This window comes from Streptomyces sp. SN-593, assembly GCF_016756395.1.
Taxonomy (GTDB): Bacteria; Actinomycetota; Actinomycetes; order Streptomycetales; family Streptomycetaceae; genus Actinacidiphila; species Actinacidiphila reveromycinica.
On sequence record NZ_AP018365.1, the window covers coordinates 2,742,550 to 2,768,942 of the forward strand.

At 73.2% G+C, this 26,393-nt stretch carries 21 protein-coding genes and 2 tRNA genes; 8 read left to right on the forward strand and 15 right to left on the reverse strand.

Annotated elements, in window-relative coordinates; genetic code table 11:
• Positions 1 to 23: 23 nt before the first annotated feature.
• Positions 24 to 869: a hypothetical protein gene (locus tag RVR_RS11255; protein WP_202233719.1), complete on the forward strand. Its 846-nt coding sequence runs from the start codon at positions 24 to 26 to the stop codon at positions 867 to 869.
• Between the two features lie 209 nt (positions 870 to 1,078).
• A complete protein-coding gene (locus RVR_RS11260; RefSeq protein ID WP_202233720.1) occupies positions 1,079 to 2,050 on the forward strand; it encodes a hypothetical protein in 972 nt (323 codons plus the stop codon).
• A 101-nt stretch (positions 2,051 to 2,151) separates the two neighbouring features.
• Here RVR_RS11260 and clpX read toward each other — a convergent pair whose 3' ends face one another.
• From clpX to RVR_RS11285, 5 genes are all read right to left on the reverse strand, one after another.
• Positions 2,152 to 3,435 carry an ATP-dependent Clp protease ATP-binding subunit ClpX gene (gene clpX, locus RVR_RS11265; protein ID WP_202233721.1) on the reverse strand — a complete coding sequence of 428 codons (1,284 nt, stop codon included), beginning with the start codon at positions 3,433 to 3,435 and terminating at the stop codon, positions 2,152 to 2,154.
• 163 nt (positions 3,436 to 3,598) lie between these two features.
• Positions 3,599 to 4,282, reverse strand: coding sequence for an ATP-dependent Clp protease proteolytic subunit (locus RVR_RS11270; protein WP_402443004.1), 684 nt, complete (start codon positions 4,280 to 4,282; stop codon positions 3,599 to 3,601).
• Positions 4,283 to 4,391: 109 nt separating this feature from the next.
• Positions 4,392 to 5,006, reverse strand: coding sequence for an ATP-dependent Clp protease proteolytic subunit (locus RVR_RS11275; protein ID WP_202238536.1), 615 nt, complete (start codon positions 5,004 to 5,006; stop codon positions 4,392 to 4,394).
• 632 nt (positions 5,007 to 5,638) lie between these two features.
• On the reverse strand, positions 5,639 to 7,084 hold the full coding sequence (tig, locus tag RVR_RS11280; protein WP_202233722.1) for a trigger factor: 1,446 nt from the start codon (positions 7,082 to 7,084) through the stop codon (positions 5,639 to 5,641).
• A gap of 209 nt (positions 7,085 to 7,293) precedes the next feature.
• Positions 7,294 to 7,370 (reverse strand) — tRNA-Pro (locus RVR_RS11285).
• Positions 7,371 to 7,513: 143 nt separating this feature from the next.
• Here RVR_RS11285 and RVR_RS11290 point away from each other — a divergent pair.
• A tRNA-Gly gene (locus RVR_RS11290) sits at positions 7,514 to 7,587 on the forward strand.
• 18 nt (positions 7,588 to 7,605) lie between these two features.
• On the opposite strand, the gene RVR_RS11295 is transcribed toward RVR_RS11290, so the two are convergent.
• Both RVR_RS11295 and RVR_RS11300 read right to left on the reverse strand, forming a co-directional pair.
• Positions 7,606 to 8,808: an HNH endonuclease gene (locus RVR_RS11295; RefSeq protein ID WP_237404687.1), complete on the reverse strand. Its 1,203-nt coding sequence runs from the start codon at positions 8,806 to 8,808 to the stop codon at positions 7,606 to 7,608.
• 117 nt (positions 8,809 to 8,925) lie between these two features.
• Positions 8,926 to 10,155, reverse strand: coding sequence for a GNAT family N-acetyltransferase (locus RVR_RS11300; RefSeq protein ID WP_202233723.1), 1,230 nt, complete (start codon positions 10,153 to 10,155; stop codon positions 8,926 to 8,928).
• Between the two features lie 169 nt (positions 10,156 to 10,324).
• On the opposite strand from RVR_RS11300, the gene RVR_RS11305 reads away from it, so the two are divergent.
• The gene (locus RVR_RS11305; RefSeq protein WP_202233724.1) at positions 10,325 to 11,467 is read left to right on the forward strand and encodes a PP2C family protein-serine/threonine phosphatase; all 1,143 of its coding nucleotides are present in this window, start codon (positions 10,325 to 10,327) and stop codon (positions 11,465 to 11,467) included.
• 130 nt (positions 11,468 to 11,597) lie between these two features.
• Positions 11,598 to 11,792, forward strand: coding sequence for a hypothetical protein (locus RVR_RS11310; RefSeq protein WP_202233725.1), 195 nt, complete (start codon positions 11,598 to 11,600; stop codon positions 11,790 to 11,792).
• Here the strand turns inward: RVR_RS11310 and RVR_RS11315 are convergent.
• Entirely contained in the window at positions 11,757 to 12,788 is a 1,032-nt protein-coding gene (locus RVR_RS11315; RefSeq protein WP_202233726.1) for an asparaginase, read from the reverse strand. The two genes, RVR_RS11310 and RVR_RS11315, sit on opposite strands and share 36 nt — an antisense overlap.
• A gap of 137 nt (positions 12,789 to 12,925) precedes the next feature.
• Here RVR_RS11315 and RVR_RS11320 point away from each other — a divergent pair, with 137 nt between their 5' ends.
• Complete coding sequence (locus RVR_RS11320) at positions 12,926 to 13,378, forward strand: Lrp/AsnC family transcriptional regulator (RefSeq protein WP_202233727.1); 453 nt, start codon at positions 12,926 to 12,928, stop codon at positions 13,376 to 13,378.
• A 30-nt stretch (positions 13,379 to 13,408) separates the two neighbouring features.
• On the opposite strand, the gene RVR_RS11325 is transcribed toward RVR_RS11320, so the two are convergent.
• The 4 genes from RVR_RS11325 to RVR_RS11340 form a co-directional block, all read right to left on the reverse strand.
• Positions 13,409 to 14,233 carry an Fpg/Nei family DNA glycosylase gene (locus RVR_RS11325; protein ID WP_202233728.1) on the reverse strand — a complete coding sequence of 275 codons (825 nt, stop codon included), beginning with the start codon at positions 14,231 to 14,233 and terminating at the stop codon, positions 13,409 to 13,411.
• A 9-nt stretch (positions 14,234 to 14,242) separates the two neighbouring features.
• Positions 14,243 to 14,731: a ribose-5-phosphate isomerase gene (locus RVR_RS11330; RefSeq protein ID WP_202233729.1), complete on the reverse strand. Its 489-nt coding sequence runs from the start codon at positions 14,729 to 14,731 to the stop codon at positions 14,243 to 14,245.
• An 81-nt stretch (positions 14,732 to 14,812) separates the two neighbouring features.
• A complete protein-coding gene (locus RVR_RS11335; RefSeq protein WP_202233730.1) occupies positions 14,813 to 15,406 on the reverse strand; it encodes a biotin transporter BioY in 594 nt (197 codons plus the stop codon).
• Between the two features lie 280 nt (positions 15,407 to 15,686).
• Positions 15,687 to 16,328, reverse strand: coding sequence for a mycothiol-dependent nitroreductase Rv2466c family protein (locus tag RVR_RS11340; protein WP_202233731.1), 642 nt, complete (start codon positions 16,326 to 16,328; stop codon positions 15,687 to 15,689).
• Positions 16,329 to 16,530: 202 nt separating this feature from the next.
• Here RVR_RS11340 and pepN point away from each other — a divergent pair, with 202 nt between their 5' ends.
• Both pepN and RVR_RS11350 read left to right on the forward strand, forming a co-directional pair.
• A complete protein-coding gene (gene pepN, locus RVR_RS11345; RefSeq protein WP_202233732.1) occupies positions 16,531 to 19,128 on the forward strand; it encodes an aminopeptidase N in 2,598 nt (865 codons plus the stop codon).
• A gap of 384 nt (positions 19,129 to 19,512) precedes the next feature.
• Entirely contained in the window at positions 19,513 to 20,505 is a 993-nt protein-coding gene (locus RVR_RS11350; protein WP_237404688.1) for a hypothetical protein, read from the forward strand.
• A 40-nt stretch (positions 20,506 to 20,545) separates the two neighbouring features.
• On the opposite strand, the gene RVR_RS11355 is transcribed toward RVR_RS11350, so the two are convergent.
• From RVR_RS11355 to RVR_RS11365, 3 genes are all read right to left on the reverse strand, one after another.
• Entirely contained in the window at positions 20,546 to 22,321 is a 1,776-nt protein-coding gene (locus RVR_RS11355; protein ID WP_202233734.1) for a TIGR03767 family metallophosphoesterase, read from the reverse strand.
• A gap of 277 nt (positions 22,322 to 22,598) precedes the next feature.
• Positions 22,599 to 25,208, reverse strand: a complete 2,610-nt coding sequence (locus tag RVR_RS11360; RefSeq protein ID WP_202233735.1) for an ABC transporter permease — start codon at positions 25,206 to 25,208, stop codon at positions 22,599 to 22,601.
• On the reverse strand, positions 25,205 to 26,155 hold the full coding sequence (locus tag RVR_RS11365) for an ABC transporter ATP-binding protein (RefSeq protein ID WP_237405287.1): 951 nt from the start codon (positions 26,153 to 26,155) through the stop codon (positions 25,205 to 25,207). Before RVR_RS11365 ends, RVR_RS11360 begins: the two co-directional genes overlap by 4 nt.
• Positions 26,156 to 26,393: the final 238 nt, after the last annotated feature.

Consider the following 26,393-nt stretch of genomic DNA (forward strand, 5'->3'; position numbering starts at 1 on the left):
TTGTCAACGGAGGGGACCACACCATGAGCCACGACCCATCGCAGCCGGGCCCGTACGGCGACCGGGCCCAGGGGGGCGGCTACGGGCCGCCGCAGCCCGGGTACGGCTCACCGCTGCCGCCGGGGCCCGCGGCGAGCGGCAACGGCAACGGCAACGGCAGCGGCAGCGGCAGCGGCAGCGGCAGCGGCAGGCGCAACGGCATCGTCATCGGTGCCGTCGTGGCGCTGGTCGCGATCGGCGCGGGCGTCTTCTTCGCCACCAGGGGCGGCGGCTCGTCGTCCGCGCTCCACGACGACGGCGAGAAGTACACCCTGACCACCCCGGACACGGTCGCCGGCACCTACACCCGGGCCGACCAGTCCGCCGGCGCCAACCCGGGCCTGCTGGACGGCGACGTCAGCCGGCTGGAGGCGCTCGGTGTCACCGACCCCGTCCAGGTGGCGGGGACCTACGTCACCGGCAACGTCGCCACCGGGAAGTACCTGTACCTCAACGGCGTCCACGGCGACGTGAAGGACCCGGCCAAGGCGGTCGACGGCATGATCGGCCTGTTCGCCGCCGACCGGGCGCGGGCGCGGAAGGACGGCTCGACGATCGTGCCGACCGGCGACGCGCAGTCCGTGCAGCCGGCCGGACTGAAGCCCGACGCGCTCGTGAAGTGCCAGAAGGTCACCGAGACCACGCCGGTGGACGGCCAGCAGGTCCCCAACCACACCACGGTGTGCGCGTGGGCCGACTACAGCACGGTCGGGTACCTCCTCGCCTACGACAGCTCGCAGAGCGCGATGGGAACGCCCGCCGTGTCGATCCCGGCCCTCGCCGCGCTCACCGCGAAGGTGCGCGACGACGTCGAGGTGCCCGCGAGCTGAACCCCCGTGCCCGGTGGGCCGGTTGACCCCGCAGCCGGCCACCGGGCGGACCGGTGGCCGCACCCGTGCGCCGCCAAACGGGCCGGTTGCCGCGGGTCGGCGCGGCCGGCCGTGACGCGAGCTGTTACGGATCGGTTGCGCCCCCGGATACAGAACCGGGCATGTCATCCGGGAGGATGGCCGGACTCGTTAACGGAGGGGACGAACCCATGAGCTACAACCAGCCGCCGCCGAACCCGTACGGCGACCAACCCCAGGGTGGCGGCTACGGCCAACCGCAGCCCGGCCCGCCGCCGCAGGGCGGTTACGGCCAGCCGCAGCCCGGCTACGGCTACGGCTACCCCCAGCAGGCCCCGCCGCCCCCGCCTCCGTACGGGGGCCAGCCGGCCTACGGCCAGCCGCCGCAGCCCGGTTACGGCCAGCAGCCCCCCTACGGCCAGATGCCGCAGCAGGGTTACGGGTACCCCCAGCCTCCGCAGCAGGGCGGGAACGGCAAGCGCACCGGCGTCATCGTCGGCGTGGTCGTCGCCCTGATCGCGGTCGGCGGCGGCGTGTTCTTCGCCACCAGGGGCGGCGGCAGCAGCGGTTCCTCCTCACTGCACGACGACGGCAAGAAGTACACCCTGACCACCCCGGACACGGTGGCCGGCGACTACGCCAAGAGCGACGACTCCGACGGCGACGGCTTCGACGACGACGACCTCGCCAAGATCAAGGCACTCGGGGTCAGCGACCCGACCCAGGTCAGCGCGTCCTACAAGGAGGACACGTCGGCCCTGGCGGGCAAGTTGCTGGAGTTCTCCGGCGTCTACGGCACGGTCAAGGACCCGGGCAAGGTCGTCGACGGCATGTTCGCCATGCTCAAGCAGGGCACGGAGGAGGACAAGGAGAACGGCACCAAGGTCGAGACCTCCGGCAGCCCGCAGTCCGTCAAGCCGGCCGGCATGAAGAGCGACGCGGTCATGAAGTGCCAGACGATCAAGGAGACGGGCGAGGAGTCCGGCCAGTCCTACACCGTCAACACGACGGTCTGCGTGTGGGCGGACTACAGCACGGTGGCGTACGTCATCCCGATCGACTCCGCGCAGATCATCACCGGCGGCGGCAGCGCGCCCTCGATCGCGGACGCCGGAGAGCTGACCTCCAAGGTCCGCAACGACGTGGAGGTGGAGGCGCAGTAGCCTCCCGGCGGCACCCCTGGTACGGCGAAGGGGGCGCCCGGTCCGTCTCGGACCGGGCGCCCCCTTTCGCGTGCTGCCGGGCTGCGGCTGCCGCCGCGGCGCTAGGCGCTCTTCTGCTCGCCCTGGCCGGCGATCCGCGGGTCGCGCGGGACGAGGGTCGGGTTGACGTTGGAGTGCACGACGTCGGCGGTGATGACGACACGGGCGACGTCCTGACGGGACGGCACCTCGTACATCACCGACATCAGCACCTCCTCCATGATCGCGCGCAGTCCGCGGGCGCCGGTCTGCCGCAGGATCGCCTGGTCGGCGATGGCCTCCAGCGCGCCGCGCTCGAACTCCAGCTCCACGCCGTCGAGTTCGAAGAGCTTCTGGTACTGCTTGACCAGCGCGTTGCGCGGCTCGACCAGGATCTGCAGCAGCGCCTCGCGGTCGAGGTTGTGCACGTTGGTGATGACCGGCAGCCGGCCGATGAACTCGGGGATCATGCCGAACTTCACCAGGTCCTCGGGCATGATCTCGGAGAACTGGTCGGCCATGTTCAGCTCGCGCTTGGAGCGGATGGTCGCGCCGAAGCCGATGCCCTTGGCGCCCGCCCGCGCCTCGATGATCTTCTCCAGACCGGCGAAGGCGCCGCCCACGATGAACAGCACGTTCGTGGTGTCGATCTGGATGAACTCCTGGTGCGGGTGCTTGCGGCCGCCCTGCGGCGGCACGGAGGCGGTGGTGCCCTCCAGGATCTTCAGCAGCGCCTGCTGGACGCCCTCGCCGGAGACGTCGCGGGTGATCGACGGGTTCTCGCTCTTGCGGGCGACCTTGTCGATCTCGTCGATGTAGATGATGCCGGTCTCGGCCTTCTTGACGTCGTAGTCCGCGGCCTGGATCAGCTTCAGCAGGATGTTCTCGACGTCCTCGCCGACGTAGCCCGCCTCGGTGAGCGCGGTGGCGTCGGCGATGGCGAACGGCACGTTCAGCATGCGGGCCAGGGTCTGGGCCAGCAGCGTCTTGCCGGAGCCGGTCGGGCCGAGCAGCAGGATGTTGGACTTCGCCAGCTCGATGGCGTCGTCATGCCCGGGGCGGCCGCTCTCGCCCGCCTGGACCCGCTTGTAGTGGTTGTACACCGCGACGGAGAGCGCCTTCTTGGCGGGCGCCTGCCCGACCACGTAGCTCTCCAGGAACTCGTAGATCTCCCGCGGCTTGGGCAGGTCCTCCCAGCGCACCTCGGAGGACTCGGCGAGCTCCTCCTCGATGATCTCGTTGCAGAGGTCGATGCACTCGTCGCAGATGTACACACCGGGGCCTGCGATGAGCTTCTTCACCTGCTTCTGGCTCTTTCCGCAGAACGAGCACTTCAGCAGGTCTCCGCCGTCACCGATGCGTGCCACGAGGTCTTTCCCCTTCGCCTGGGCTCCGCCGACCTTCAACGGAACCTGGTGCTTCTCTCATCGACGGTACCTTGCCGCGCCCCCCGTGTGGGCCCCCCTTGGGCGTACTCGCGATCCGAGTACGGTCCGGGGCGCCGCACGGAGGGCGCAGCTTACCCGTCCTTCAGACGCCCACGGACGTCTTGCGCGTGGACACGATCTGGTCGACCAGTCCATAGGCCAGCGACTCCTCAGCGGTGAGGATCTTGTCGCGCTCGATGTCGTCGCGGATCTGCTCGATCGGCGTGGTGGAGTGCTTGGCGAGCATCTCCTCAAGCTGCTGGCGCATCCGGATGATCTCGTTGGCCGCGATCTCCAGGTCGGAGACCTGGCCGCGGCCGGTCTCGCTGTACGGCTGGTGGATGAGCACCCGGGCGTTCGGCAGCGCCATCCGCTTGCCGGGGCTGCCGGCCGCGAGCAGCACGGCCGCCGCGGAGGCCGCCTGGCCCATGCAGACCGTCTGGATGTCGGGCTTCACGAACTGCATGGTGTCGTAGATCGCGGTCAGCGCGGTGAAGGAGCCGCCGGGGCTGTTGATGTAGACCGAGATGTCCCGGTCGGGGTCCATCGACTCCAGGCACAGCAACTGCGCCATGACGTCGTTGGCGGAGGCGTCGTCGATCTGCACGCCGAGGAAGATCACGCGCTCCTCGAAGAGCTTCGCGTACGGGTCGTACTCGCGCACGCCCTGCGAGGTGCGCTCGACGAAGCGCGGGATGACGTAGCGGGCCTCGGCGCCGAACACGCCGGGGCGTTCGGCCGCGGTGCGCTCGTAGAGGCCGCTGCCGGGGAAGTTCAAGGGGTTCACGTCCACCGTCTCCAGGTGATGAGGTGCGTCGTTGTCGGGGGCCGGGCGGCCGCGGCCGGCGCGCCGGCGGTGCCGGGCGGGCGCGGCACCGCGGCCGGTGCGGGCGGCCTCAGGAGGCGGGCGCGGCGCCGGTGCCACCGCCGCCCGGGACGTGGGCGGCCGACAGCATCACGCCATCCACCAGGCCGTACTCCCGGGCCTCCTCGGCGGAGAACCAGCGGTCGCGGTCGGAGTCCTTGGTGATCTGCTCGAAGCTCTGGCCGGAGTGCTCGGCGATCAGCTCGGCCATCCGGCGCTTGGTGTGCAGGAGCTGCTCGGCCTGGATCTTGATGTCGGTGGCGGAGCCGCCGAGGCCCGCGGAGGGCTGGTGCATCAGGATGCGGGTGTTCGGCAGCGCGAAGCGCTTGCCCGGGGTGCCCGCGGTGAGCAGGAACTGGCCCATCGAGGCGGCCATGCCCATGGCGATGGTGACGACGTCGTTCTTGATGAACTGCATCGTGTCGTAGATCGCCATGCCGGCGGTCACGGAGCCGCCGGGGCTGTTGATGTAGAGGAAGATGTCCTTGTCGGGCTCGGCCGCAAGGAGCAGGAGCTGTGCGGTGATCTTGTTGGCGATGTCGTCGTCGACGGCCTGGCCGAGGAAGATGATGCGCTCGCCGAGCAGTCGGTTGTAGACCTGGTCGCCGAGACCGCCGGGGCTCGGCTCGCCGGCGGCGGTAGGCATCGGAGTCGTCACGTATCCACCTGCTCGTTGTCGGACGGTCGAAGCGACCGTCACGGTCTTCGTCCGGGTCGGGGGCGGCCGCTGACCCTTGCCGCACCCCTGCCCTCCTACTGGTGGACCCTAACGCGCAGGTGGGGCCCAGCAATCCCCTACGCGGGACTGTTCGCTGTGAGCGCATGCCGTGGGGGGCGGGTTTGGAACGGGTTCGCGCGGCCCGCGCGGCGCCGTGGAGGGGCTCGGGGCGCGTCCCCGGGAGAGGGTGGCGGGGGCCGCAGAGGGGGACGGCGGGTGGCCGCGGAAGGGGGTCGGCGCGTGTCCCCGGGAGGCCCCTGCACGGCGCGCTCGGGGCCGCTCTCCCGCCGCTCGGGGCGCGGGCCGGGAACAGGGGCCCTGCGGGCCGGAAAAGGGGCGCGGGGAACCGCGCGACCGGATGCCGCTGTCACGGGCCGGGCCGGCGGGCCCGGCCCGCCCCCGGCGGCGGTCCTGGACCACCGCCGGGGGCGGGCCGGTCGCGCGGTTCCCCGCGGCCCTGACACTGGCGGGCGAACGCCTTCCGCGGCGGGCCCCGGCGAAGCGGCCCTCGGCGCCTCTTCGGGCCGCCGAGGGCCTTCGGGGCTCCGGGCCGCTCCGGGTCAGCTCTTGTCGGCCTCGGGGGCGTCCTCGGCGGCCGTCTCGGCGGACTCGTCCGCGTCCTCGGTGGAAGCGGCCTCGGCGGAGGCGGCCTCGGCGGCGTCCTCGGTGGAGGCGTCCTCGTCCTCCTCCTCGTCGGACAGGTCGACGACCTCGCCGTTGCTGTCGGTGACCTTGACGGCCTCGACGACGACGGCCAGTGCCTTGCCGCGGGCCACCTCGCCGACCAGGAGCTGGACCTGGTTGCCCTCGACGACGGCCTGGGCGAACTGCTCGGGCGACATGCCCGAGGACTGCGCGCGGCGCATGAGGTGCTCGGTCAGCTCCTCCTGGTTGACCGAGAGCTTCTCGGTCTTGACCAGCTCGTCGAGGATGAACTGCGTCTTGATGCCCTTGACCGCCTGCTCGGACACCTCCGCGTCGTACTCCTCGCGGGTCTTGCCCTCGCGCTCCAGGTACGTGTCCCAGGTCAGGCCGAGGGCCGGGAACTGGTGGTGCTCCAGGTTGTGGGTGCGCGTCTCGATCTCGCTCGCGAGCAGCTTCTCCGGGATCGGCACCTCGGTCAGCTCGATGAGCGCGTCCAGCACCTTCTCCTGGGCCTGGGTGGCCTGGTCGTAGGTCTTGATCCGCTCCAGGCGCTTGCGGGAGTCGGCCCGCAGCTCCTCCAGGGTGTCGAACTCCGACGCGAGCTGCGCGAACTCGTCGTCCAGCTCGGGCAGTTCGCGGGCCTGGACGTCGGTGACGTCCACCTTGACCTCGGCGTCCTGGCCGGCGCCGGTGCCGCCGCTGAGCGAGGAGGTGAAGGTGGCGGTGCCGCCCTTCTCCAGCCCGGTGACGGCCTCGTCGATGCCGTCGAGGAGCTGGCCGGAGCCGATGGTGTAGCTGACGCCGCTGGCGACGCCGTCCTCCAGCACCTTGCCGTCGATCGACGCCTGGAGGTCGACCACGACCACGTCGCCCTCGGCGGCGGCGCGCTCGACCGGGGTGGTGGTGGCGAAGCGGTCGCGCAGCTGCTCCAGCGAGGTGTCGACGTCCTCCTCGGGCACCTCGACGGCGTCCACGGTGACCTCGATGCCGGAGTAGTCCGGGATCTCGATGGTCGGGCGGATCTCGACCTCGGCGGTGAACTTCAGCTCGGTGCCGTCGTTGAACTCGGTGATGTCCACGTCGGGCTGCCCGAGCACGTTCTCGGCGAGTTCACCCTCGGTGACCGCCTCCGTGTAGAACTTCGGCAGCGCCTCATTGATGGCCTCTTCGAGGACCGCGCCACGGCCGAACCGCTGGTCGATGACGCGCGCAGGGATCTTGCCCTTGCGGAAGCCCGGCACCGTGACCTGCTGGTTGATCTTCTTGTACGCCGCGTCGAGGCTGGGCTTGAGCTCCTCGAAGGGCACCTCGACAGTGAGTCGAACCCGGGTCGGGTTCAGAGTCTCGACGGCGCTCTTCACGGTTGGGTCTCCTTGGGGGCTTTACGTTGATGGGGGCCACTCTCATGCGCGCGGTCGGGGCCACGCGTCGGGTCGCCGACCGCCCATCCTACCGGTAGCGCCAAACGCCCCGGACGGGGTCGATCCGATCCGTCGCACTCTCGCCGCCCGCCGGCGGTGGCGGGGTCGCGTCGTCGTTGCGCACTTCGCTGCGGTGACCGCGTAACTGCTGGTCGGGGTGGCCGGATTCGAACCGACGGCCTTCCGCTCCCAAAGCGGACGCGCTACCAAGCTGCGCCACACCCCGCTGGTGCGACACGTAGAGTACATGCCTCCGTACGCCCGGGCAGCCAGGATTCACGCCCACCGCCGAGCCGGTTCGACCGGGTGGCGTGCGGTGTGCCAGAATCCTGGGTGCCAGGGTGCTGTTTCCCAGCACCCACCGGCTTCGCGGGCGTAGCTCAATGGTAGAGCCCTAGTCTTCCAAACTAGCTACGCGGGTTCGATTCCCGTCGCCCGCTCCACCCCCCTCCCGCCCTGCCTCAGGGCGCGGCATGCTCCTCGTTCTGGACCTGCTGTTCGCGGCCAGTGCGCCGCAACCACTCGTTGTAGCGCCAGCGAAGAGCCTCACGGTGCGGAAGCTGCTCAAGGTCCAGCCGCGGATGAAGGATGCCCATGGCGGCCAAGCTCGGTCCTCCAGGGCGGGCCTCTGCCGTGAGGGAATCAGGATGGATGGCGAAGAGGTGTGCATCGAAAGCCCGGTGTAGGGCAGCGTTCATGGGGAGCCCATTCCGGGCGTCAGGGCTGCCGCCCTCAGCGTCGCCCCGCAGATGTGCTGCTTCGATCATTTGAGGCACATCAATTCCGGAAAGAGGGCAGCGCGGGCCGTACCTGAGGAAAACCTCAAGCTTGAAGCGTGCTTGATCGGGCCGCTCAACAACGGAGCCGTTCCGCCGACGCCTGCGGTTCCCCTCAAGGATAAATGGCTCTTCTTCCGAAAGGTCGCGATTGATGACGCGGCCGGGAGGGTTTTCGCCGAACGTGACCAGAAACAGGCTGCTCTCATCATCCCAGCCTTCCACCCAAGCAAGCCGTACGCCCCGGAGATCGCCATGCTCGGTGATCACGAAGACGGGTAGCCCGGTGAGGGCCGCCGCCTTCGTCGCGTTCACTTCGCCGAGGTCCCGGCCACGCTGCCGCGTGACGGGGTAGTGGTACAGGACTCCCGTCTCACTCAGGTCATCGGGGTAGTGCTGACCGGTGTGCTTGAGCCCGATCGCCACCCCGTTGGGGTGGATCTTCTTCGTACGCTTCTTATCTGTCCAGATGCCACGGAAATTTCCGTACGCCCCCACGGACCTCAGGGCATCCGGGGTCACCAAACCGTCAGCGTCCCCTCGCGCGACCAAATCCGCCCAGACAGCCATACGCCAGGCCCGTTCGGCGTCCACTGTCTCAGAGTGGTTGCCAATGACGGAGTATCCCAGCGAGCGCAGCACGCGGTTGGCGGCGGCTTCCCCGCCGGAGAAGGCGTCCTTCGACAGAGGGCCGTCATTCGGGTGCTGGTACCCGAAGGCAACGCCGGCGATCGCCTTAGCGTCGTACAACCGATCCGTGGAGTGGATGTAGTACTGCGTGGCGGACCCGAAGTGATACTCGTCCCGAAACGCCTGTCCCCCTTTTCGGTCATACTCCATCAGGGCCTTTTCGACTGCTGCCGCACTGGTCAGGTGCTGGATGTTCATGAGCCCACCCCCAGGATCTGGTCCGTGCCACGATCCTAGACACCGCTACCGACAGCGCGCCCGCGAGCAGCGGCGATCCCGCGGGTGCCCGGGTGGGTGTTCCCGGGGGGCCGGGGGTCAGAAGCCGTGGGGGAGCCAGGGGGCCGGGGTGGTGTGGAAGGCGGCGCTGGTGAGGGGGAGGGCGCCGGGGCGCAGTTCGTGGAGGAGGGCGGCGCCCGCCATCGCGCCGAGGGTGGGGCCCCCGAGGTAGGCCGCCGCCAACTCCTTGGCGTCCAGGGCGATGTCGGCCGGGTCGGTGGTGCGCTCGCAGGTCGCCCCGGAGGCGTCGCCGGACAGCCGCCAGCGCCCGGCGTTCCAGGGGCAGAAGGCGTCGGCGACGTCGAGCACCACGTCGACCGGGACGGAGTAGGCGCGGGCGGCCAGCGCCGCGCCGACGTCGACCAGCCGCAGGTGCAGCCCGTCGGCCAGGGCGAGGGCGCACCGGCGCGGGTCGGAGACCAGGTGCAGGAGCGCGTCGTCGACCGGGAGGCTGCCGAAGCGGACCGACCCGGTGAGGTCGATCGAGAGCAGGTAGCGCCACAGTTCGGCGTAGGCCGCCGGGTCGAGTGCGGCGATGTTCCGCAGCCGCACCTCGTTCTCGCCGCCGCTCCGGATCGCGACGGCGTACCGGGCGTAGCCGCGCACCTCGCCGCCGCTCTCGGCCAGCACGCACATCAGGGGGCCGGCGCCCCGCCGGACCGCGGGCGCGTCCACGATGCCCAACTGCTCCCAGTGCGGCTGCCGCGCCAGCATCCCGGCCCGCCCGGCCACCGAAGCGGCGTAGACGTCCTCACAGGCCGCGAGCGCGCCGGGGTCGTCCGGTGCGACCAGCCGCAGCCGGAACGCGCCGGAGGGGGCCGCCGGGACGGTCAGCCGGACCCGGGCGGTGTCGATGGCGCCGCTCATCTCCTGCGTGGCGATGCCGTACCCGAAGCGGCCGTAGATCGCCGGTTCCGAGGCGGTGAGGACCGCGACGGGCTCTCCCCCGTCACGCAGCGCGTCCAACTGGCGGCGCATCATCGAGCGGAGGATGCCGCGGCGGGTGTGGGTGGGCTGGACGGTGACCATGGTCACTCCGGCGGTGTCGAGCAGCCCGCCGCCGGGGACGGTCATCCGGAACGAGTGCAGGCCCGCGGTGCCCACCAGCTCGTCGCCGTCCCATGCCGTGGTCAGCCGGTCGAACTCGGACACGCCGCGCCACATCGCGCGCTTCTCGACGGCTTCGGTCTCGGCGTGGAAGGCCCGCTCCACCCGGTCGAACAGGTAGTCCCACTGGTCCGGAGCGGCGCCGCGCAGTTCGATGGTCATGACGGACTGCCTACCAGCCGGGCACGGAGCGCGGCGAACGCATTTCCGCCCGGCCGGGCCGACCGCTCGTCAGGACCGCGGCGGGCGCCCCGTTCGCGCCACCGCGTGCCACTTCACAGGCCATCCGCCCTGCACGGCGCGGCAATCGGTGGGTAGGGTCGCCGGGGACATGGACAAGGCGGCGGCGAAGGGCGAGCGCGGGTTCCGGTGGCGCAGGAGGCTGCACCGGGCCCGGTTGGCCGTGCGCCGGTCCGCGGTCGACTACTTCCGGGGCGACGCCTCGGAGTGGGCGGGCCTGGCGGCGGTCGCGGTGGCGATCCCCGCGCTGGCGTACGCGTCGGTGAACATGCCGGTGTGGTGCCCGCCGGAGGCCCTGGTGCTGCCGATCCTGGCCGGCGGGCTGCTGCTGCGCCCGGCGAGCCTGCTGCTGCTGTACGCGGGCTCCGCGCTGGCGATGGTGGTGGAGTCGGCGGTGCTCGGCCCGTACCGGGAGGGCCCGGGGCGGGTGACGCCGGGCACGGTTCTGCTGGTGACCGCGGTGGCGCTGGTCGGGCTGGTGATAGCGCAGTTCAGGGCCCGGGTGGGGGTGCCCTGGCGGCGCGGCCACAGCATGCTGTTCGACCTGCGCGAGCGGATCAGGGTGCAGAGCAGGCTGCCGCGGCTGCCCGGCGGGTGGCACGCGGAGATGGCGCTGCGGCCGGCCGGCGGCCAGTCGTTCTCCGGTGACTTCGTGGTCGCCACCCGCAGTTCCGACGGCCGGGTGCTGGAGGCGGTGCTCACCGACGTGTCCGGCAAGGGCATGGACGCCGCGTCCCGCTCGCTGCTGCTGTCCGGCGCGTTCGGCGGGCTGCTCGGCTCGCTGCCCCCGCACGCCTTCCTCGGCGCCGCCAACGGCTACCTGCTGCGGCAGAACTGGGAGGAGGGTTTTGCCACGTCGGTGCACCTGGTGCTTGATCTGGAGAGCGGCGACTACGAGTTGCTCTCGGCGGGCCACCTGCCGGGGGTGCAACTGCACGCGGGGACCGGCCGTTGGGAGGAGATGGCGGCCGAGGGACCCCTGCTCGGGGTGTACGACGGGGCCGAGTTCCACGGCGTGAAGGGCACGTTGGGCTCTGGTGACGTGCTGATGCTGTTCACCGACGGCCTGGTGGAGACGCCGGACCGGGAGATCGCCGAGGGGATGGACCGGCTGATCGGCGAGGCGGACCGCCTGGTGCCGGGCGGATTCCGCGGCTCCGCTTGGCGGTTGATCGAGGCGGTGGCCAAAGACGTCAACGACGACCGGGCGTTGCTCGTGGTGTGCCGCGACTAGCCCGTGGGAATGGGACTATGGGTCCAGACACGTCTCCTGTGTCCGTGGCTGATGGCACCATGGAACGGGCGAGGCGGGGGCGGCGGTGCGGTCCCCGGACCGGCATTACCGAAAGAGGAAGTGATCCGTCATGGTTATCTCCCTGTCTGCCGCACTGCTGCTCGCGATCGTGCTGGTCGTGATGATCCGGGCCAAGTCCATCAAGCCGGGGCCGGCCATCGTGGCGGCCCTGTTCGGCTTCTTCCTGGCCTCCACGAACATGGCGCCGGACATCAACCGCTTCCTCAACTCAGTGGCCGACACCATCAACCAGATAAAGCTCTGACGCCCGCAGCGCCTGCGGGGTCGCCCGCAGGACCGCTTCCAGGGTCTGTCCGGGGTCCTCGCCCCCGGGGGTGGCCAGCAGCGCCGCGAGCACCGCGATCCGCGCCTGGGCCGGGCGCAGCGAGCCGGCCAGCCGCGCGCCGGCCGCCACCAGGTCCACCGCGCCTCCGCCGGTGTACAGCGGCGCGACGGCGCCCGCCGGCACCCTGGTGCTGATCAGGACGAGCACGCCGTCGGCGACGGCCCGGCGCACCGCGTCGGCGATCTCGGGGTTGGCGTTGCCCGCTCCGGTGCCGGCCACGACCAGGCCGCGGGCGCCGGCGGCCAGCGCGGCGTTCAGCAGGACCGCGTCCGCGTCGCTGTGGTGGGTGAGGATGTCCACCCGGGGGCCGGTCACGCCCGGTGCGGGCATCGGCAGCGCAGCCGGGCGCGGGCGCCGGCGGCCCCAGCTCACCCGGCCGAACTCCAGTCGGCCCAGCGGCAGTCCGTCCGGGTCGCCGAAGGCGTGGGCGTCCACGGTGTGCTTCTTGACGGTGCCCCGGGCCGCGTACACCTGGCCGCCGAAGACGATCACGGCGCCGATGTCGCGGCCGGAGGCGGCGGTCAGCAGCGCGTCGTAGAGGTTGCCGGCCGCGTCCCCGTCCTCGGCGTCCAGCGGCTTCTGCGCGCCGGTCAGGACCACCGGGCGGTGGTCGTCGTGGAAGAGGTCGAGGAAGAAGGCGGACTCCTCCAGGGTGTCGGTGCCGTGGGTGACCACGACGCCGTCCACTCCGGGGTCGGCCAGCGCCTCGTGCACGGCGTGCAGCAGGCGCAGTTGGTGGGCGGTGGTCAGCCGCGAGCTGTTGACGGTGAACAGGTCCACCACGCTCACGTCCACGCCCTCGGGCACGGCGCCCGCGGCGAGCACTTCCTGTCCTGCGGCCTCGGCCGCGTATCCGTCGCCCTGCCAGCGGCTGGCGATGGTTCCCCCGGTGCTGATGACCACGACGTGACGCACGATGCGCAGCCTCCCTGACTGGTGTCGCGCCTCCCCGGGCGCACGGCATTCCCCAGCACAATGATATGCGCGTAGACCTGCCATATGATTGCCAATACCGGTCGGTATGGCGCCGCTACGTGGTAGGAATCCCCCTTATGGACGCCATCGACAGAAGTATCTTGCGCGAGTTGCAGGCCGACGGCCGGCTGACCAACCAGGAACTGGCCCAGCGGGTGGGTCTGACCCCCTCCCCCTGCCTGCGCCGGGTGCGGCAACTGGAGGACGACGGGGTGATCCGCACCTACCGCGCGGTGGTCGATCCGGCGGCGGTCGGGCGGGGGTTCGAGGTCTTCGCGTCGGTCGAGGTGCACCGCGACCGCGAGTCGGTGGCCGCGTTCGAGGCCGAGGTGCAGTCGACGCCCGACGTGGTGGAGGCGTACCGGCTCTACGGGGCGCCCGGCTGCCTGCTGCGGATCGCGGTGGCGGACTCCGACGCGTACGAGAAGTTCTGGACCGACAAGCTGATCGCGCTGCCCGGGGTCTCGGACGTGAACTCGCAGATGATCATGAAGCGGATCAAGTCGCCGCAGGGCATCCCGGTGGACTGATCGGCGCGGCCCGGCCTCACGGCCGGCCGGTCACGCGGCCGCGGGGTCCGGCGGCTGGCAGGCGGGGCACCAGAAGAGGTTGCGGTTGGCCAGCGGCCGGGTGCGCACCTCCGTGCCGCACACCAGGCACGGCTGCCCGGTGCGCCGGTAGACGTACACCTCGCCGCCGTGGTCGTCGCGGCGCGGCGGCCGGCCCATCGCCTCGGGCTCGTGCTCGGGGCGCACCGTGTCGATCCGGTTGGCGCGCACGCCCGCGCGCATCAACACCACCAGGTCGGCCCACATCGCGTCCCACACCGGGCGGGGCAGCGCCCGGCCGGGCAGGAAGGGGTCCACGCCGTGCCGGAAGAGCACCTCGGCGCGGTAGACGTTGCCGACCCCGGCGAGCACCTTCTGGTCCATCAGCAGCGCGGCGACGGAGATCCGGGACCGGGACACGCGCGCCCACGCGGGCTCGGGGTCTGCGTCGGCGCGCAACGGGTCCGGGCCGAGCCGGTCGTGCACCGCCTGCTTCTCGCCGTCGGTGATCAGCTCGCAGGCGGCCGGCCCGCGCAGGTTCATCGCGTGTTCGCCGTGCCGCCCGCCGACCAGCCTCAGCCGTACGGTGTCGGTCACCGGGTCGTCGTCGAAGGCGACCTTGCCGATCAGGCCGAGGTGGACGTGCACCCAGCCGACGCCGGCGAAGCCGAGGAACAGGTGCTTGCCGTGCGCCTCCGCGGCGTCCAGCACGGCGCCGTCGAGCAGCGCCGCGCCGTCGGCGAACTTGCCCTGCGGGCTGCCGGCCCGGACCGGCAGCCCGGCGAACCGGTCCTGGCAGTCCTGCGCCAGCCGGTGGATCGTGTGGCCCTCGGGCATGCGCTGAGGTCAGTCCTGCCGCGGGTGGTGGGCGGGGACCGGGGGGAGGTCGCCGGTCTCCTCGTAGGCGTCGAGCATGTCGATGCGGCGCTGGTGGCGCTCTTCCTGGGAGTACGGCGTGGCGAGGAAGACCTCGACGAACTTCAGCGCCTCCTCCTGGGTGTGCATGCGGGCGCCGATGCTCAGGACGTTGGCGTTGTTGTGCTGGCGGGCCAGGGAGGCGGTCTCCTCGCTCCAGGCCAGCGCGGCGCGCACGCCCTTCACCTTGTTCGCGGCGATCTGCTCGCCGTTGCCCGAGCCGCCGATCACGATGCCCAGGGTGCCGGGTTCGGCGACCGTACGGGTCGCCGCGCGCAGGCAGAACGGGGGGTAGTCGTCCACCGCGTCGTAGATGTGGGGGCCGCAGTCCACGGGGTCGTGGCCGTTGGCCTTCAGCCACTCGACGAGGTGGTTCTTGAGTTCGAAGCCGGCGTGATCGGAGCCGAGGTAGACGCGCATGCGGTGATTGTCCCACCCCGCGGGGTGCCCCGTTCCGCCGGCCCGGGGCGGTTCGCGGGCCGGGGCACCCCCGGACAGGCCCTACCCGCGGTCGAGGAGGCGCCAGGCGGTGGGCAGGAAGCCCATGGCCAGTGCGGCCTTGAGGGCGTCGCCGAGGAGGTAGGGCCGCAGGCCGAGGCGGACGGCGTCGGCCATGGACAGGTGCGCCGCGTGCGCGAGGTAGGGCACGCCGACCGCGTAGACGACGGCCGAGCCGAGCACCATGACCCCGGCGGTCCGCAGCACGGTGCGGTCGCCGCCGCGCCGGGCGAGGGCGCCCACGACCGCGGAGGCGAGCATCATCCCGAGGATGTAGCCGAAGGTCGGCATGGACCAGCCGGAGCTGCCCTCGGCGAACCACGGCAGCCCGGCCACACCCGCGGCGGCGTACAGCGCGAGGGCGGCGAAGCCGCGGCGGGCGCCGAGCGCGGTGCCGACCAGCAGCGCGGCGAAGGTCTGCCCGGTGACCGGCACCGGCGAACCCGGTACGGGCACGGAGATCTGCGCGGCCAGTCCGGTGAGCACGGCTCCGCCGGCCACGAGCGCGGCGTCCCGCAACCGGGCCCGGTGGGCCGAGGAGGCGGGCAGCAGATCGGCGAGGACGGCGCCGGGGGCCGTGGAGGCGGCAGTGCTCATGGATGACTCCGCGAGGGTGCGAGACGGTCGGGACACCGCGACGCTAGCGCAGCGGCCGTCCGCCGATCATCGTCGGACCCCGACAAAGCGCGGCCGCCCCGCTTGGAGGCTTCACCCGCACGCCGGGCTCCTCCGCCCCTCGCCCTCCGTGCCCGGATCGCACGCCTTTTCAGCAGCTCACGTGAGACTCGTCACGCCATGAAGAGCCGCGGACACGGGTACGGGGCGACTCCGTACGAAGCCGCCCCGCCGCCCATCGCACTGTGGAGTTCCGCCAACGCTAGTCGAAGATCGGGCCCTGGGTGCGGGTGCGCTTGATCTCGTAGAAGCCCGGGATCGCGGCGACCAGCAGGGTGCCGTCCCATAGCTGGGCGGCCTGCTCGCCCTTGGGGGCGGGGGTGACGACCGGGCCGAAGAAGGCGATCTGCTCGCCGTCGGCGCCGGGGACGGCGATCACCGGGGTGCCGACCTCCTGGCCGACCTTGTCGATGCCCTCCTTGTGGGAGGCGCGGAGCTGCGTGTCGTACTCCTCGGAGTCCGCGAAGTCGGCGAGGGAGGCGGGCAGTCCGACCTCCTCCAGGGCCGCCACGACGGTCTCGCGGGTCTTGGGCTCGGCCCGGTTGTGGAAGCGGGTGCCGAGCGCGGTGTAGAGCGGGCCGACGACCTCGTCGCCGTGCAGTTCCCGGGCGGCGGTGACGACCCGGACCGGGCCCCACGCGTCGCGCAGGAAGGTGGCGTACTGCTCGGGGAGGGTGTCGAGCTTGTCCTCGTTGAGCACCGCGAGGCTCATCACGTGCCAGCGCACCTCGACCGGGCGGACCTTCTCCACCTCCAGCATCCAGCGGGAGGTCATCCAGGCCCACGGGCACAGCGGGTCGAACCAGAAGTCGGCGGGGGTCTTCTCGGCGGCGGTCGCGGTCACTGCGCGCTCCTCGTGGACAGCTTCGGGTCAGGGTCGGGTGGCCGGCGGCTGACGCCTTCCACCTCGGCGTACAACGCGCGGCGCGCCCCGCCCCATTCCCCGTCGCCGCCCCGCGGGGCCGAGGGGCCCGTGGGAGGATGCCAGGGCGCCGCGACCCGGCGCACCCGACGGCAGGAGTGCCGAGACCGAGAGGAGCCGCCACGTGCCCGGCGAGAACCTGAGCCGTGAGGAGGCCCGCGAGCGGGCCGCGATCCTGTCCGTGGAGCGGTACGACGTCGCGCTGGACGTGCGCTCCGCGGTCGGCCCGGCCGCCGGGAGCGGACCGCGCACCTTCCGGTCCACCACGGTGATCGACTTCCGCTGCTCGCGGCCGGGCGCGTCCACCTTCGCCGACCTGATCGCGCCGTCGGTGGCGTCGGTGCGCCTCAACGGCCGCGACCTCGACCCGGCCACGGTCTTCGACGGCACCCGGATCGCGCTGGACGGCCTGGCCGAGCGCAACACCCTGGTGGTGGACGCCCGGTGCGCCTACAGCCGGACCGGCGAGGGCATGCACCGCTTCGAGGACCCCGAGGACGGCGAGGTCTACCTCTACACGCAGTACGAACCGGCCGACTCCCGCCGGGTGTTCGCGAACTTCGAGCAGCCGGACCTGAAGGCGCCCTTCTCCTTCCGGGTCACCGCGCCCGAGGGATGGACGGTGCTGAGCAACGGCGCGGCCGACGGCGACCCCGTGCCGGCCGAGGGCGGCGGCGCCACCACCGTGTTCGCGCCGACCCAGCCGATCTCCACGTACATCACCGCGGTGGTCGCCGGGCCGTACCACGTGGAGCACGACCACTACGCGCGCACGCACCCGGACGGCGCGGTGCTGGACATCCCGCTGTCCGCGCTGTGCCGCCGCTCGCTGGCCCGGCACTTCGACGCCGACGCGATCTTCGACGTGACCAGGCGCGGGCTGGACTTCTTCCACGAGAGCTTCGACTACCCGTACCCGTTCGGGAAGTACGACCAGGCGTTCGTGCCGGAGTACAACCTCGGCGCGATGGAGAACCCGGGCCTGGTGACGTTCCGCGAGGAGTACGTCTTCCGCGGCAAGGTGACGCGGCCGTCGTACGAGGGCCGGGCCAACGTCATCCTGCACGAGATGGCGCACATGTGGTTCGGCGACCTGGTGACCATGCGCTGGTGGGACGACCTGTGGCTGAAGGAGTCGTTCGCCGACTTCATGGGCGCGTTCGCGCTGGTCGAGGCGACGGAGTTCACCGAGGGGTGGATCACCTTCGCCAACCGCCGCAAGGCGTGGGCCTACCGGGCCGACCAGCTCCCCTCCACGCACCCGGTGGTGGCCGACATCCCGGACCTGGAGGCGGCGAAGCTCAACTTCGACGGGATCACCTACTCCAAGGGCGCCTCGGTACTCAAGCAGCTCGTCGCGTACGTCGGGCGGGACGCGTTCCTGGAGGCGGCGCGGCGCTACTTCAAGCGGCACGCGTACGGCAACACCACGCTGGCGGACCTGCTGTCGGTGCTGGCGGAGACGTCGGGGCGGGACATGGCCGCCTGGTCGGCCGCGTGGCTGGAGACCGCGGGCGTCAACTCGCTGACCCCGCAGGTGGTCTGCGACGCGGAGGGCCGGATCACCGAGCTGTCGGTGGCGCAGACCGCGGACGGCGCGCGGCCCCGGCTGCGGCCGCACCGGATCGCGGTCGGCCTCTACCGGCGCACGCCCGAGGGCGCGTTGGAGCGCTACGCCCGCGCCGAGGCCGACGTGGCCGGGCCGTCCACGGCGGTGACCGAGCTGACCGGGCAGCCGCGGCCGGACCTGGTGCTGGTCAACGACGACGACCTGACGTACGCGAAGACCCGTTTCGACGAGGTCTCGCTCGCCACGCTCCGCGAGCGGCTCGGCGAACTCACCGACCCGCTGGCACGGGCACTGGCGTGGTCGGCGGTGTGGAACATGACCAGGGACGCGCTGATGCCCGCGCGGGACTACCTGGAGCTGGTGCTGCGCTTCGCCGGGCAGGAGAGCGACATCGGGGTGCTCCAGTCGCTGCACCTCCAGGCGCGCAGCGCGCTGGAGCACTACGTGGCGCCGGACGCGCGGCAGGAGGCGGGCGCGTCCCTCGCGGAGGGGGCGCTGCGCGAGCTGCGGCAGGCCGAGCCGGGCAGCGGGCACCAACTGGCGTGGGCCCGGTTCTTCTCGGCGGTGGCCGCCACCGCGGCCGATCTGCAACTGCTCCAGGGGCTGTTGGACGGCTCGGCGAAGATCGACGGGCTCGACGTGGACCAGGAGCTGCGCTGGACGTTCCTCGAAGCGCTCGTCTCCGAGGGGGCGGCCGGGGCCGACGCGGTCGCGGCGGAGCGCGGGCGCGACGACACGGCGTCCGGCCACCGGCACGAGGTGCGGTGCCTCGCGGCGCGGCCCGACCCGGAGGTGAAGGCGGCCGCCTGGGCCGCGCTGGTGGACTCCGACACGCTGTCCAACGCGCTGGTCGAGGCGACCCTCGCGGGCTTCGTCCAGCCGGGGCAGCGGGAGTTGGGCGCTCCGTACGTCGCGCCCTACTTCGCGGCGATCGAACGGGTCTGGGCCGAGCGGTCGATCGAGATCGCGATGGACGTCGTGCGCGGGCTCTACCCGTCCTTCCAGGAGGGGGCGCTCGTCCTGGCGGAGACCGACAAGTGGCTCTCCGAGCGGGCCGAAGCCGCCCCCGCGCTGCGCCGGTTGGTGCTCGAAGGCCGCGACGACCTGGCCCGCGCGCTCCGCGCCCAACAGTGCGACGCTCCCTCCCGCTGACCACCCCGCCCCAGGGGCGCCGGACCACCACACCCCCGGCGCCCCACCCCGCAAGAACCCGCACCCCCCCAGGGGCGCGAGGAACTGCGCGACCAGCCACCCACCGGCCGGTGGTCCGGCAACCCCGCCCCGGGGGCAGGGCGGGCGGCGCCTCCACCACGAACAACCCGCACCCCCCCAGGGGCGCGAGGAACTGCGCGACCAGCCACCCACCGGCCGGTGGTCCGGCAACCCCGCCGCGGAGGCAAGGCGGGCGGGCGGCCCAGCCCCCGGCAGGGCAACTCGGCAGGCGGGCCCCGGTACTTTAGCCCGGCGTTGTCCGGTTTTGTCGACGAGCGTGTAACAAGGGTTAGTTCCACCCCGTTCGGCGGGAAACACTCGGCCATGACCGCGAACGACCTGACCCCCCACGCCCTGGACCGCCGCGACGGCTGCGACGAGACGGTGGTGACGTTCCGCCGCCTGCGCGAACTCGGCCTGACGGCCTCGGAGATCGGCGAGCACTGCCGTCCGGGCGGCCGCTGGCAGCAGGTCCTGCCGCAGGTGTGCCTGCTGCACTCCGGCCCGCCCAGCAGCGAGGAACGCCTCCGGGCCGCCCTGCTGTACGCGGGCCGCGACCCCGACCGGCACGGCCCCGTGGGAGGCGGCCGGGAAGCGGTGCTCACGGGTCTCGCCGCGCTCGCCCTGTACCGCTTCAGCTCGGTCCCCCCGCTGATCGGCCTGCCGGTGATCGACGTGCTGGTGCCCTGGCAGCGGCGGTTGCGCGACGCCGGCGACGTCCACGTGCACCGCACCCGCGAACTGCCGTGCCCGACGGACGTGGTGGGGCTGCCGTGCGCTCCGGTGCCGCGTGCGCTGGCCGACGCGATCGCCGTACTCGCCGACACCGACGCCGTACGGGCGCTGCTGACCGAGGCGGTGCGGTCGGGGCACTGCGACGGCTCCGCGGTGCTGCGGGAACTCTCCCGCGCCGGGCTGCTGCACCGCCCGACGGTGCGGCGCGCGGTGGACGTACTGCGTACGGAGGACCGCGCGATGGCCGAGCAGCGGCTCTACACGATGGTGCGCGCCCACAGCCTGCCCGACCCGGCGTGGAACGTGGACCTGCGGCTGCCCGGCGGCCCGCCGCTCGGCGGCGTGGACGCCTTCTGGCCGGAGCACGGCGTCGCGCTCTGCCTGGACCCGGCCGACGACGCGCTGTGGTCCTACTACGCCCGGCAGCGCGAGCACCTGGAGTCGCTGGGCGTCACGATGGTGTTCCTGTCCCCCGCGAAGCTGCGCGACGCGATGGCGCAGCAGGCGGCCGTGGTCAGGACGGCGCTGGGGGCGTCCTGCGAACTCGACCCGGCCGCCTACGTGGTGGTCACCCCGCGCTGAGCCCCTCGCCGGGCCCACCCGGGCGCGGGCGACCGGCGGTTCACCTCTTCCGCACCAGCAGCTCGGCGTTGCGGTCGTGGGCGGCGCCGCCGGCGGAGGCGACGTCGGCGCCGGGCGCGTTGAAGGCCAACTCCCGGTAGAGCGAGGCCAGTCCGGTGGTGGACAGGTCGTGGAAGTCGGTGCGGTGGGGTGCCGCGGACTCGATCAGCGTGGTGATCAGCGACAGCGTCCCGTCGTGGTTGTCGACGATCTCGATGATCCGGGCGAGCTGCGGATAGTCCACGTGGGACGCGGTGTTGACCTCCCAGAAGGTGTCGCGCGGGTCGATCCGGTTGTGGTGGCTGTGCCCGTTGACCCAGGCCAGCACGTTCGGGTGCTTCTTCAGCAGCGCGGTCAGCTCGGCGCCGCCGTGCCGCTTCTCCGCGGGCCGGGCCGGGTCGGTGCGCAGGTTCGTCATGCTGTGGCTGGCGTGGTGGCTGAAGACCAGCACGTGTTCGTCCTCGTGCTCGGCCAACGTGCGGTCCAGCCAGTCGAGTTGTTCGGAGCCGATGGACCCGAGGAACGCGCCGCCCCGGTCGGTGGTGTCCAGGCTGACGCCGAGCACGCCGTCGGCGACCGGGAAGGTGTAGTACAGGTGGTCGGCGTCCACGCCCTCGGCGGCGTAGCCGTGGCCGACGGGACCGGCGCCTGTACGGCTCGGGTCGAGGTGGGCGGCCAGGTACTCCTGCGGGGTGAACGGGACGCGGCGCGCGTCCGGGGTGACGGTGCGGGCGGTGCGGGCGTACCGCTGGAGCACCTCGCGGACCAGCGCGCCGTCCGGGTCCCGCTGCGCGCTCACCGCCTCGTAGACGCGCATCATGTCGGCGTGCGGCACCTGCTCCAGTTTGCGGTCGCCCACGGCGGTCTGCGCGGCGAACGAGCCGTGCGGGCCGGACCGGTAGGCGCCGCTGAACAGGGCGTCGTGGTTGCCGACCGTGGAGTACCACGGGATCTTCAGGCCGGGCGCGGTGAGCGGGCGCATAGCCGCGGACAGGTAGCCGGGCAGGTGCGGGAAGCCGAGCTTCTTGTCGGCGTCGGTGCGGGCGTTCTCCGGCTGCCAGAACAGCGGCAGCCCCGAGTTCTGGATGCCCTCGAACGCCTGCGGGTCACCGGTGTTGGGGTCGATCCGGCCGCCGCTCATCGCGGTGAGGAACCAGTCGAGTTCGATGGTGGAGTTGTTGTCCGTGTTGTCGCCGGTGGTGATCGCGAACGCCAGCGGGTGGCCGGTGACCGGGCCGCCGCGCAGGCTGTTCACCCGGTCGATGATCGAGAGGGTGCTCAGCACGGACAGCGCCTCGTGCGGGCGCCAGTCGTGCGGACCGTGCTCGCGCATCCACTCCATCCGCAGCGGGGACTGGACGTCCATCACGTGCAGGTCGGTGAGCTGGACGAAGGCGGCGAGCACGGTACGGCGGTCGGTGCGGCCGGGGTGCGCGGGGGCGAGGTCGGCGCGCACCACCCGCTTCCAGCCGGGGCCGTCGGTCAGCCGCCGGTACGCGCCCTTGCCGGTGGGGGTCGCCACGGAGTGCAGGGTGGTGCCGACGGGGGTCGGCTCCACGGGTGCGGGCGGGGTGGTCGGCGGCGGGGTGGTGGTCGCAGCGGAGGCGGCCGGCGCCGTGGTGGCCCGGGCGCTGGCCCGGTCGGAGCCGGGGCCGAACAGCCAGGCGGCGGCGCCGCCCGCCGCCGCGAGGCCGGTGCCGGAGGCGATCAGCAGGGCGCGGCGGTCGACGTGGGAAGGGGAAGCGGAAGGGGTACGGGCGGTCTCGGGTGCGGGCATGTCGTTCCCCCGTGGGGAGGCTGTGGCGTGCGAGCGGCCCCGGACGTGGGGCACCCACGGGGATGGTTGGCAGCGGAAGTGGCGTTCGCCGTAACGGGGGGCGAACGCGGAATGCCCATCTCCGGGCGCGAATGTCCGTTTCCGCGTTCGTCATCCGGGGGAGTCCTCCCGTTCCGCCGCAGGACCGCCCGCACGGGCCCCGCGGGACGCGCCGGCGCGGCACCGTACGGGGGCCGGGCGGGCGGCCCGGGCCGCGCCTCCGAAGGGCCTCGCCCCGCTACGGGGCGGCGGGGCGCCGCACCAGCAGCCGCGCGGGCAGCAGCGTCGCGGCCAGCGCCAGCGCCACCGCACCCCCGGCGATGCCCGCACCGGTGAGCGGCGGGACGTACGGGCTCGCACCGGTGAGGCCGCGGGCGATGGGCACCAGGGTGACCCAGGCGATCACGGCGCCGACGGCGAGCCCCGCCACGGCGACCACCAGCGCCTCCCAGCGCATCATCCCGAGCACCTGCCGCCGGGTGGTCCCCGCCAGCCGGAGCAGCGCGACCTCGCGCCGGCGGTCGAGGACCGTCATGACGAGGGTGTTGGCGGCGGCGACGGCCGCGAACCCGCCGAGCACGGCGGCCATCACCTGGTTGGACCACGCGTTGAGTTCGAGGTCCCGGTCCGCCTGCGCCCGGTAGCCCGCCCGGTCGGTGACGGTGCTCCCCGGCACCCCCAGGCCGGCCAACTCCCGCCGGACCGCGGCCGGGTCGGCGCCCGGGGCGTCGCGCACGAGCACCTGCGCGTCGTTCGCGGTTGCCGCGTACGGCGCGACCGCGCTCCGCGGCATGAGCAACTGCCCGACGCCCAGGCCGCGTGCGTAGATCGCGACCACCGTCGGGCGGACCGCGGTGCCGTCGCCGAGCCGGAGCGAGAGGCGTCCGCCGACCTTCACGTGGGCGGTGCCCGCCAGCAGCGTGTCCACCGCGACCGTGCGGCCCCCGCCGGTGAGGTCGGCCAACGAACCCTCCTCGACGCCGAGTTGCAGCACCTTCGGCAGGGCCGCGGGGTCGCCGGAGACGCCGACGAGGCTCGCCGAGTCCAGCCCGCCGCCCTCCCGGACGAGCGCGCCGCTGCGCAGCACGCCGACCGCGGTGTCCACGCCGGGCAGCGCGGCGGCGCGGCCGGCGGCGGAGGCGGGCAGTCCGGCACCGCCGGACCCGACCACCTGGTCGGCGACGACCGCCTGGCGGAGCTGCCGCGACGAGGCGTGGGTGAGCGACCCCTGCATGCACAGCAGGGTGCCGCAGAAGGCGGTGACCAGCGCGATCGGGGTGATCGCGGCGGCCAGCCGGCGGGCGGCGGTCCGGGTGTTGGCGGCGGCGAGCATCCCCGGCACCGAGCCGGACGCGCGCAGCGGCATCCCCAGCACCGCCGCGGCCAGCCAGGCCACCACGGGGCCGAGGAAGGCCACCCCGGCCATCAGGCAGAAGACGATGCCGAGCGCCACCGAGGCGGCGTCGTCACCGGTCTGGTGGGAGGCGACGCCGGCCACCACGCAACCGCCGACGACCGCGGCCACGCCCAGCACCGTACGGACCACGCCGGGCCTGCGGCGTTCGACCGCGGCCTCGCCCAACGCCCGGCTGGGCCGGGCCCTGGAGGGGCGGCGCGCGGCGAGGTGGCCGGCCACGAGCGACCCGAGCAGACCGGCGCCGATCGCGGCCGCCATCGGAATCCAGCCGACGTCGAGCGTCACTCCGCGCGGCACCGCGCCCCGGTGGACGAGTTGCCGCAGCCACCAGCGGGCCAGTCCGACGCCGGGCAGGATCCCGGCGGCGCCGGCGACCGGGGCGACGAGCAGCGCCTCGGTCGCCACGGTCCGGCGGATCTGGCGCGGGGTGGCGCCGATCGCGCGCAGCAGCGCGATCTCCCGGCCGCGCTGGCCGACGGCGAGGGCGACGGTGCCCATGACCACGAAGACGGCCGTGGCCGTGGCGATCCCTCCGAAGGAGCCGCCGATCGCGGTCATCACCTCCTTGCCCTCGGCGAGTCCGGGCTGCTCGGCCGCGCCCCGGCCGTCGCCGGTGCGCACCTTCGCGCGGCCGCCGACCGCCAGGCGGGCCTGGTCGGCGAGCGCGGCGGTGCCGGTGCCGGGCTTCGGGAAGACGGCGATGGCGTCCGCGCGGCCGGGGTGGCCGGAGAGCGGATCTGCGGCGGAGTCGGCGAGATACGCGGTCGGGCCGGTCGAGGCGTCGGCGGGGACCAGCCCCGAAATGCGGTAGGCGGCGGTCCGCCCGGGCGCGAACAGGGTGAGGGTGTCCCCGACGGACAGGTGGGCCGCGCGGGCCGCGCCGGCGTCGAGCACCACCTCGCCCGCGCCGGGCGCGCGTACGGCGCCGCTCGTCCCGGTCGTCCCACTCGTCCCCGCCGTGGCGCCCGTGCTCCCGTTCGCCGCGCCGCCGGACGCCGAACCGGGGTCCGACGCCGGCGGGATCAGGTGTGCGGACCAGTTCCGGCCGGTGAGCCGCGGGAGTTCGGCGCCGCCCGCGCCCCCGCGCGTCGCGCCCAACGGGAAGGCGATGTCGGGGACGGCCGCGGCCACGCCCGGGCGGGCGGCGATCCGCGCCGCCAGGCCGGTGGCGAGGCGCGGCTGATCGGGCAGGGCCTCGGAGTCGGTGTCGCGGTCGTCGCCATGGCCGGTGGTGAGGTGGGCCTGCGGGTCGGCGGCGACCACGACCGGTACGCGCGCGTAGCGGACCGGCGGCACATGGGCGGTCAGCCCGGTCTGGAGCAGGACGCCGCAGGCGGTGACCACCACGGCCGCGAAGAGCAGCGCGACGAACGTGCCGGCGAAGGAGGCGGGCCGGAAGCGGACGGAGGCACGGGCCAGGCCGTTCGTCACGCCACCCTCCCCCGCGCGCCGCGGCCGTCCCCCGCCGCGAGGCCGCCGGGAACCCCCGGCGCACCCGGAGCCCCGGCACCGGAAGCACCGGGCGGACCGGACGCACCGGACCCACCGGACGCACCCATGGGCGCCGCGGCACCCGCGCCCGCCTCGGCACCCGGAACCCCGCCTCCCCCGCCCCGCGCGGTCAACGCGACCATCCGGTCCGCCACCGTCTTCGGGTCGGGAGCGACCAGCTCCCCCGCCAGGTTGCCGTCCGCCAGGAACAGCACCCGGTCGGCGTACGACGCGGCGACCGGGTCATGGGTCACCATCACCACGGTCGCGGCCGGACCGGTCCCGTCCGGGCCGCCGTCGACCGCCTGCCGCAGCAGCGCCAGCACCTCGCGGGCCGTGCCCGTGTCGAGCGCGCCGGTCGGCTCGTCCGCGAAGACCACCTCCGGGCCGGTGACCAGCGCGCGGGCGACCGCCACACGCTGCTGCTGTCCGCCGGAGAGCTGGCCGGGGCGCCGCCTGCCGTAGCCGTCCAGGCCGACCCGGCCGAGCATCGCGGCGGCCCAGCGCCGGTCGGGGCGCCGCCCGGCCAGTCGCTGGGGCAGCAGCACGTTCTGCTGGACCGTCAGCGACGGCAGCAGGTTGAACGACTGGAAGACGAAGCCGATCCGGCTGCGGCGCAACCGGGTCAGCTTGTCCTCGCTCAGCCCGGTGATGTCCTCGCCGCCGAGCAGCACCGCGCCGTCCGAGGGGCGGTCCAGGCCCGCCGCGCACTGGAGGAAGGTGCTCTTGCCGGAGCCGGAGGGCCCCATCACCGCGGTGAACGTGCCCCGCGGCAGCGCCAGGTCGATGCCGCGCAGCGCGTGCACCGCCGCGGCACCCCGGCCGTAGGTGCGGCGCACGCCGCGCAGTTCCACCGCGGGGGGCGCCGTGCCGGCGACGGCCCCCACGCGGTGCCCGGCGGCGTGCCCGTCCCCGTAGCCGCCCACGCGCCCGTCCCCGTAGCCGCCCACGCGCCCGTCTCCGTAGCCGCCCACGGGTCCTCCCGCGTATCCGTCCGTGCTTCGCGTTCCGTCCACACCCCGACGCTACGAAGCCACGGCGGCCCGGACCATGGCGCTCTCCGGCGTCCTGCCGGTGGGGTTTTCCCGACCCCCGAAAGTGCCCGGGGCAGGCCCGCGGACGCCT

Bases quoted from the DNA above. Each gene is read 5' to 3' on its own strand.
- RVR_RS11255 (WP_202233719.1), top strand. From the start codon at position 24: ATGAGCCACGACCCATCGCAGCCGGGCCCGTACGGCGACCGGGCCCAG.
- RVR_RS11260 (WP_202233720.1), top strand. From the start codon at position 1,079: ATGAGCTACAACCAGCCGCCGCCGAACCCGTACGGCGACCAACCCCAG.
- RVR_RS11275 (WP_202238536.1), bottom strand. From the start codon at position 5,006: ATGCCTACCGCCGCCGGCGAGCCGAGCCCCGGCGGTCTCGGCGACCAG.
- RVR_RS11295 (WP_237404687.1), bottom strand. From the start codon at position 8,808: ATGAACATCCAGCACCTGACCAGTGCGGCAGCAGTCGAAAAGGCCCTG.
- RVR_RS11300 (WP_202233723.1), bottom strand. From the start codon at position 10,155: ATGACCATCGAACTGCGCGGCGCCGCTCCGGACCAGTGGGACTACCTG.
- RVR_RS11305 (WP_202233724.1), top strand. From the start codon at position 10,325: ATGGACAAGGCGGCGGCGAAGGGCGAGCGCGGGTTCCGGTGGCGCAGG.
- RVR_RS11310 (WP_202233725.1), top strand. From the start codon at position 11,598: ATGGTTATCTCCCTGTCTGCCGCACTGCTGCTCGCGATCGTGCTGGTC.
- RVR_RS11320 (WP_202233727.1), top strand. From the start codon at position 12,926: ATGGACGCCATCGACAGAAGTATCTTGCGCGAGTTGCAGGCCGACGGC.
- RVR_RS11325 (WP_202233728.1), bottom strand. From the start codon at position 14,233: ATGCCCGAGGGCCACACGATCCACCGGCTGGCGCAGGACTGCCAGGAC.
- RVR_RS11330 (WP_202233729.1), bottom strand. From the start codon at position 14,731: ATGCGCGTCTACCTCGGCTCCGATCACGCCGGCTTCGAACTCAAGAAC.
- RVR_RS11335 (WP_202233730.1), bottom strand. From the start codon at position 15,406: ATGAGCACTGCCGCCTCCACGGCCCCCGGCGCCGTCCTCGCCGATCTG.
- RVR_RS11350 (WP_237404688.1), top strand. From the start codon at position 19,513: ATGACCGCGAACGACCTGACCCCCCACGCCCTGGACCGCCGCGACGGC.
- RVR_RS11355 (WP_202233734.1), bottom strand. From the start codon at position 22,321: ATGCCCGCACCCGAGACCGCCCGTACCCCTTCCGCTTCCCCTTCCCAC.